Origin of the sequence: Bradyrhizobium sp. LjRoot220, from assembly GCF_964252915.1 — a bacterium.
GTDB lineage: Bacteria > Pseudomonadota > Alphaproteobacteria > Rhizobiales > Xanthobacteraceae > Bradyrhizobium.
On record NZ_CAXUPS020000012.1, the window covers coordinates 152,127 to 158,546 of the forward strand.

Consider the following 6,420-nt stretch of genomic DNA (forward strand, 5'->3'; position numbering starts at 1 on the left):
TTGCTCTGTTCTCCCTAGGCAGCCAATTCGAGAATCTCGCGCACCTGCGCCGGGCCTTCGATTCTGCGCGGGTTGCGCGGCACCCATGGCGTCGCCATCGCCTGCTGTGCAATCCGCTCGAAATGTTCAGGCCCGACTTTGACCTCGCGCAGGCTGCGCGGCATGCCGAGGCCGCGAATGAAATCGTCGAGCACGTCGCCGGCGTCTTCGCCCGGATGTCCCATCGCGGCCGCGACCAGCGCCTGGCGCTCGGCATTAACAGGCTTGTTCCAGCGCATCACGCTCGGCAGCATCACGCACGACGTATGGCCGTGCGGCACACCGAATTCGGCGCCGAGCACATAGCCGATGCCATGGCTGGCACCCATCGGCACCCCCGAGGCCAAGGGCCCGGTCGACAGCCAGGTCCCGATCTGGCAGTCCATCCGCGCGTCGAGATCTGACCCATCGGCCTTCACGCGCGGCAGCGCCTGCGCCAGCAGCGACAGCCCCTTCAACGCCTGGGCGTCGGCATAGGGATGCGCCTCGCGCGAACAAATGCCCTCGACGCAGTGGTCGACGGCGCGGATGCCGGTCGACAGCCACAGCCATTCCGGCGTGTGGGCGCCGAGCGCCGGATCGAGGATGGTGACGCGCGGGATCGCCAGCGGATGGCGCAGCATCTCCTTGACCTTGGTGCGCTCGTTGGTGACGCCGGCGATTGAGGTGAACTCGCCGCCGGCGATCGTGGTCGGCGCCGAGATCTGCCGCACGATCGGCGCGTTCATTGGCGGCGATGCGCCGCCCACGGCCTTAATCCTGTCGATGCCGTCAATCGTAGAGACATCATTGGCGAGACAGAGCTGTACGGCTTTGGCGCCGTCGGTGACCGAGCCACCGCCGACGGTGACAATGAGATCGGCGCGGGCCTCGCGGGCCTGATTGGTGGCCGATATCACCGCCGAACGCGGCGTGTGCGGCGGCATCGCGTCGAACGTGCCGATGCAGCGCGGGCCCAGCGCGCGGCGGATCTTCTCGATGACGTCGGTCTCGCGGTTGAGCGTACCGCTGACCATCAGGAACGCTCTGCCAGCGCCGAGCCGGTCCATCTGCTCGACGATCACCTCGGATGCGGGCCGTCCGAACACGACTTCATCCATGGCGCCGAACACCACACGCCCTTGATGCACGCTTGTCCTCCCCGGACATTCTGGCTTTGTTGGCAGCTTTTGGATGGCAGGTTAGCGGAGGAAATTCGACACGTCATGCCCGAAGATGGTGCGCATGGAATGCCGGTGTGGTATGGCCGTAATCGCCGCCCCTTCGTGCGGGCGCGTCGCGGACCTGACTTCCGAAAAGCTGAAACATCCTGCCCGTCGCCGGGACCAAATTGGCGAACGTTAGCTGGCGCGAAAAAAATGCATGCCCATTTGGGCACGGTCACGCTTTCGTTACGATCAAGGCTCAGGAAATGCATAACGATTGTGCTTGATCCCGTCCCGCTCTTGATCAGACTGTGCACCAGACACATCTGTGACCTCCGCCGAGTTCCACGGCAGCCGCCAGCATCGATCGCGATATTGGGGATGGGGAGATCGAATTGAATCCGACCGAAAAATGGAGCCGTCACTTTCGCGGCGTCTCCCCGCTGATCCTTGTGCCTCTGATCCTTGTGTCCGCGCTGGCGCTGTCCGGGTGCGGCGAGACGCCTCCGGCGCCGGCCGCCGCGGCGCCGCCGTCCGTCACGGTCGCGCAGCCGGTGAAACGCACCGTCACCGACTGGGATGAATTCACCGGCCGGTTCGAGCCCATTGCGGAAGTCCAGGTTCGCGCCCGCGTCGGCGGCTTCGTCAACTCCGTGGAGTTCAAGGATGGGGCGATCGTGCGTGCGGGCGATCTGCTTTATGTCATCGACCCGCGCCCGTTCGAGGCCGTGGCATTGCAGGCCGATGGCCAGCTCGCGGATTCGCGTGCCAGGGTGGAACTTGCCAGGCGCGAACTCGACCGCGCCCTGAACCTGGTCCAAACCAGTGCGGTCTCGGAACAGGTCGTCGACCAGCGTCGTCAGGCGTTGCAGGCCGCGAATGCAGCCCAGATGCAGGCCGAGGGCGCGCTCAAGGCGGCGAACCTCAACATCGAGTTCACGCATGTGAAAGCGCCGCTCACCGGCCGGGTCAGCCGCCACCTCGTCAGCCCCGGCAATCTGGTGCAGGGCAGCGAGGGCACGGCGACGCTGCTCACCTCGATCGTCACGCTCGACCCGATCTATATCTATTTCGACATGGACGAGGCGACGTACCTGAAGTACAGCCGGCTCTGGTTCGAAGGCAAGCGGCCGAGTTCGCGCGAAAACCCGAATCCGGTCCAGATAACGCTGACCGGGGAAACCAAGCCGTCGCATGACGGCGCGATGAATTTCCTCGACAACCGGCTCGATGTTTCCACCGGCACGCTGCGCGGCCGCGCCTTGGTTCCGAACAAGGATCTTTCGATCCTGCCCGGCCAGTTCGGCCGCGTCCGGCTGATCGGCAGTGGGCCCTATGAGGCGCTGTTGCTGCCGGATACCGCCATCGCCACCGACCAGTCGCGAAAAATAGTTTTCGTGGTCAAGGACGACAATACGGTCGAGGCCAAGCCGGTGACGCTGGGCCCGCTCGACGAAGGCCTGCGCGTGATCCGGGACGGTCTCAAGGCCGAGGACCGCGTCATCGTCGACGGCCTGCAACGCGCCCGCGTCGGGGCCAAGGTCAGTCCGCATCCCGCACCAGCCGCTGCCAAGACCGATACCAAGACAGATACCAAGACAGATACCAAGACCGGTGACAAAAAATGAATCTTGGCCGGCTCTCCATCAATCAGCCCATCCTGGCGATGGTGCTGTCGATCGTGCTGCTGATCGTCGGTGCGATCGCCTACACCACGCTGCCGGTCTCGGAATATCCGCAAGTGGTGCCGCCGACCGTGGTGGTGACCACGCAATATCCGGGCGCCTCCGCGCAGACCGTCTCCGATACGGTCGCAGCCCCGATCGAGCAGGAGATCAACGGCGTCGAGGACATGCTGTATCTCTACAGCCAGGCGACCTCGAACGGGCAGTTGACAATTACCGTCACGTTCAAGCTTGGCACCGATCTCGACAAGGCCCAGGTGCTGGTCCAGAACCGCGTCGCGATCGCGCAGCCGCGCCTGCCCGAGGAGGTGCAGCGCAACGGCGTCGTCACCCGCAAGAACAGCCCCGACATCCTGATGGTCGTGTTCATGCTGTCGCCGGACGACAGCTACGATCAGCTCTACATCTCGAACTACGCGTTGCTGCAGGTCCGCGACCAGTTGCTGCGGCTCGACGGCGTCGGCGACATTCAGATGTTCGGTGCGCGCGATTATTCGATGCGGCTGTGGCTCGACCCTGACAAGATCGCCAATCTCGGCCTGACATCGGGCGAAGTGATCGCCGCGGTGCGGGCGCAAAACGTCCAGATCGCGGGCGGCCAGATCGCGGAGCCGCCGATCGCCGATCGCGCTTTTCAGCCCAATCTCACCTTCACCGGCCGCTTGAAGGATATCGGCCAGTTCGAGGATATTCTGGTCAAGGCCAGCGCCGACGGCCGCACCGTGCGGCTGCGCGACGTCGCCAGGATCGAGCTCGGCGCGCTGTCCTATTCCACCAACAGCTTCCTGCTCCGCAAATCCGCGGTCGCCATGCTGGTGACGCAGCGGCCGGGATCGAACGCGCTGGCAACGGCGAAGAATATTTCCAACACCATGGAGAAGCTGAAGGCCAGTTTCCCGCGTGGGCTCGACTACAATATCGGCTACAATCCGACCGAGTTCATCGCGCAGTCGGTCAGCGAACTGATCACGACGATCTACGAGGCGATGGCGCTCGTCGTCATCGTCGTGCTGGTGTTCCTGCAGGGCTGGCGTCCGGCGATCATCCCGATCATCGCCATACCGGTCTCGCTGGTCGGCACCTTCGCTGTGATGGCGGCGCTGGGGTTCTCGATCAACAACCTCACTCTGTTCGGCCTGGTGCTGGCGGTCGGCATCGTGGTCGACGACGCGATCGTGGTGGTCGAAAACGTCGAGCGGCATCTCGAGCATGGCATGAGCCGGCGCGAGGCGGCGCTCAAGACGATGGAGGAGGTCGGCAGCGCGCTGGTCTCGATCGCGCTGGTGCTGTGCGCGGTGTTCGTGCCGACCGCGTTCCTCGGCGGTATCTCCGGGCAGTTCTTTCAGCAATTCGCGGTTACCATCGCGGTGGCGACCGCGATCTCCTGTTTCTGCTCGCTGACGCTGTCGCCGGCGCTGGCCTCGATGATCCTGGTGCCGCACGCGGAAAAGCGGCCGCCGGCAAGCTGGAATTTCATCGGGCGCGGCTGGGACGCGTTCACCGGGGTGTTCAACCGCGGCTTCGACCGGCTGGCGCATGGCTACGCCAGCGCGGCCAACTTCGTGATCCGGCACTCGGCGGTGATGCTGCTGTTGTATGCCGCGCTGATCGGCAGCGCCGGATGGCTGCTCTACACCACGCCGCAGGGCTTCATCCCGGCGCAGGATCGCGGCTACGTCATTGTGTCCGTGCAGTTGCCAGGCGCGGCATCGCTGGCGCGCACCACGGAAGTCGTGCGCGAGATCGAAAGAATCGCGCTCGACACCCCCGGCATCATCAGGGTGGCGGCGTTCGCCGGATTTTCCGGCGCCACCCGCACCCAGGCCAGCAACGCGGCCGCGCTGTTTCCGGTGTTCGAGGAACCGGAAGCGCGCATCAAGAAGGGGCTGACCGCAGCGGTGATTACGGGCGATCTGCGCAAGCGGCTCGCGCATCTGGAAGGCGCGTTCATTATCGTCATCCCACCGCCCGCGATCCCGGGCATCGGCACCGGCGGCGGCTTCACGATACGTGTCCAGGATCGTGGCGGACGCGGGCCGGAGATGCTGGCGTCGGCCACCGACGAACTCGTCGCCGCCGCGCGCAAGGCGCCCGGCCTCACGCAGGTGTTTTCTCCGTTCACCGCAAATACGCCGCAGCTGTTCGTCGACATCGACCGGATCAAGGCGCAGAAGCTCGGCGTGCCGATCCAGAGCATCAACGACACGATCCAGGTTTACTTCGGTTCGTCCTACGTCAACGACTTCAATATTCTCGGCCGCACCTATCGCGTGACCGCGCAGGCCGACCTGCCGTTCCGCAAGGAAACATCCGACCTGTCGCGGCTGCGCACCCGCAACGCCGCCGGCGATATGGTTCAGCTCGGCAGCGTGGTGGACTTCAAGGATGTTTCCGGCCCCGATCGGGTCGCGCGCTACAATCTCTATCCGGCCTCCGAGCTGCAGGGCGATGCGACGCCGGGCACGAGTTCGACGACCGCCATCAACACCATCAAGGCGCTGGCGGAGCAGACGCTGCCGAGCGGGTTCGCGTTCGAATGGACCGATCTGTCCTATCAGCAGGTCACCGGCGGCAATGCGGGGCTTTACGTGTTCCCGATCTGCGTGCTGTTCGTGTTCCTGGTGCTGGCGGCGCAGTATGGCAGCTGGAGCCTGCCGTTCGCGGTGATCCTGATCGTGCCGATGTGCCTGCTCGCCGCCACCATCGGCGTGCGGATCATGGGACAGGATGTCAACATCCTGACTCAGATCGGTTTCGTCGTGCTGGTCGGGCTGGCGGCCAAGAACGCGATCCTGATCGTCGAGTTTGCGCGCGACATCGAGAACGAGGGCCGCGACCGGCTGGAAGCGGTGATCGAAGCCTGCCGCTTGAGGCTGCGGCCGATCCTGATGACGTCGTTCGCCTTCATCCTCGGTGTGCTGCCGCTGGTGATCTCGTCCGGCTCGGGATCGGAAATGCGCCAGGCGGTCGGCGTCGCGGTGTTCTTCGGCATGATCGGCGTCACGCTGTTCGGCCTGGTCTTTACGCCGATCTTCTACATGATCGTGCGGGGACTGGCCGATCCGAAGAAGCCGAAACCTGCCGTTACGTGACGCAAGGCGATCGCCGTCTCACCCCTGCACGATGCGCCACACGATCGCGCCCAGCGCGCCCGCCAGCAGCACGAACGCCGCGACCGCCTGGATGGCGAAGCCGCGGCCGCGCTTGGCGGCAGCCTGCGAATAGCCGAACATGTAGAGAATGCGGCCGGCGATCCAGACCAGGCCGAGCCCGGCCGCGAAGGGGTCGCCGATATAGACCGCAAACAGCCACAGCGACGGCAGGAAGATCGGCATCCATTCCAGCGTGTTCATCTGCACGCGAAACACCCGCTCGAAATCCGGATGGCCCGAAATCGCCGGCACCTTGATGCCGAACGCGGCGCGCGCTTTCGAGACCTGAACCGAGGTGAAGAAGTAGAACAGAATGGCAAGGCAGGTGACGAGCGCGGTGAAGTGGTACATTGCGGAATTCCTCTTGGGAGTGCGTCGGCTTGTAGCGTGATCCGTCAC

Annotated in this window: 4 protein-coding genes; 2 read left to right on the top strand and 2 right to left on the bottom strand. The window is 64.7% G+C overall.

Annotated elements, in window-relative coordinates; translation table 11 throughout:
- Positions 1-14 precede the first annotated feature (14 nt).
- Entirely contained in the window at positions 15-1,169 is a 1,155-nt protein-coding gene (locus tag ACSQ84_RS33005) for an iron-containing alcohol dehydrogenase (RefSeq protein ID WP_436215913.1), read from the bottom strand.
- Between the two features lie 458 nt (positions 1,170-1,627).
- Here ACSQ84_RS33005 and ACSQ84_RS33010 point away from each other — a divergent pair, with 458 nt between their 5' ends.
- On the top strand, positions 1,628-2,812 hold the full coding sequence (locus ACSQ84_RS33010) for an efflux RND transporter periplasmic adaptor subunit (RefSeq protein ID WP_436215926.1): 1,185 nt from the start codon (positions 1,628-1,630) through the stop codon (positions 2,810-2,812).
- Complete coding sequence (locus ACSQ84_RS33015; protein WP_436215914.1) at positions 2,809-5,961, top strand: efflux RND transporter permease subunit; 3,153 nt, start codon at positions 2,809-2,811, stop codon at positions 5,959-5,961. Before ACSQ84_RS33010 ends, ACSQ84_RS33015 begins: the two co-directional genes overlap by 4 nt.
- Before the next feature lie 18 nt (positions 5,962-5,979).
- Here the strand turns inward: ACSQ84_RS33015 and ACSQ84_RS33020 are convergent, their stop codons facing one another.
- The gene (locus ACSQ84_RS33020; RefSeq protein ID WP_436215915.1) at positions 5,980-6,372 is read right to left on the bottom strand and encodes an MAPEG family protein; all 393 of its coding nucleotides are present in this window, start codon (positions 6,370-6,372) and stop codon (positions 5,980-5,982) included.
- Between the last annotated feature and the right edge of the window lie 48 nt (positions 6,373-6,420).

What these genes read in the sequence shown, in the direction of transcription:
- ACSQ84_RS33015 (WP_436215914.1), top strand. Translation starts at nt 2,809, where the DNA reads ATGAATCTTGGCCGGCTCTCCATCAATCAGCCCATCCTGGCGATGGTG.
- ACSQ84_RS33020 (WP_436215915.1), bottom strand. Translation starts at nt 6,372, where the DNA reads ATGTACCACTTCACCGCGCTCGTCACCTGCCTTGCCATTCTGTTCTAC.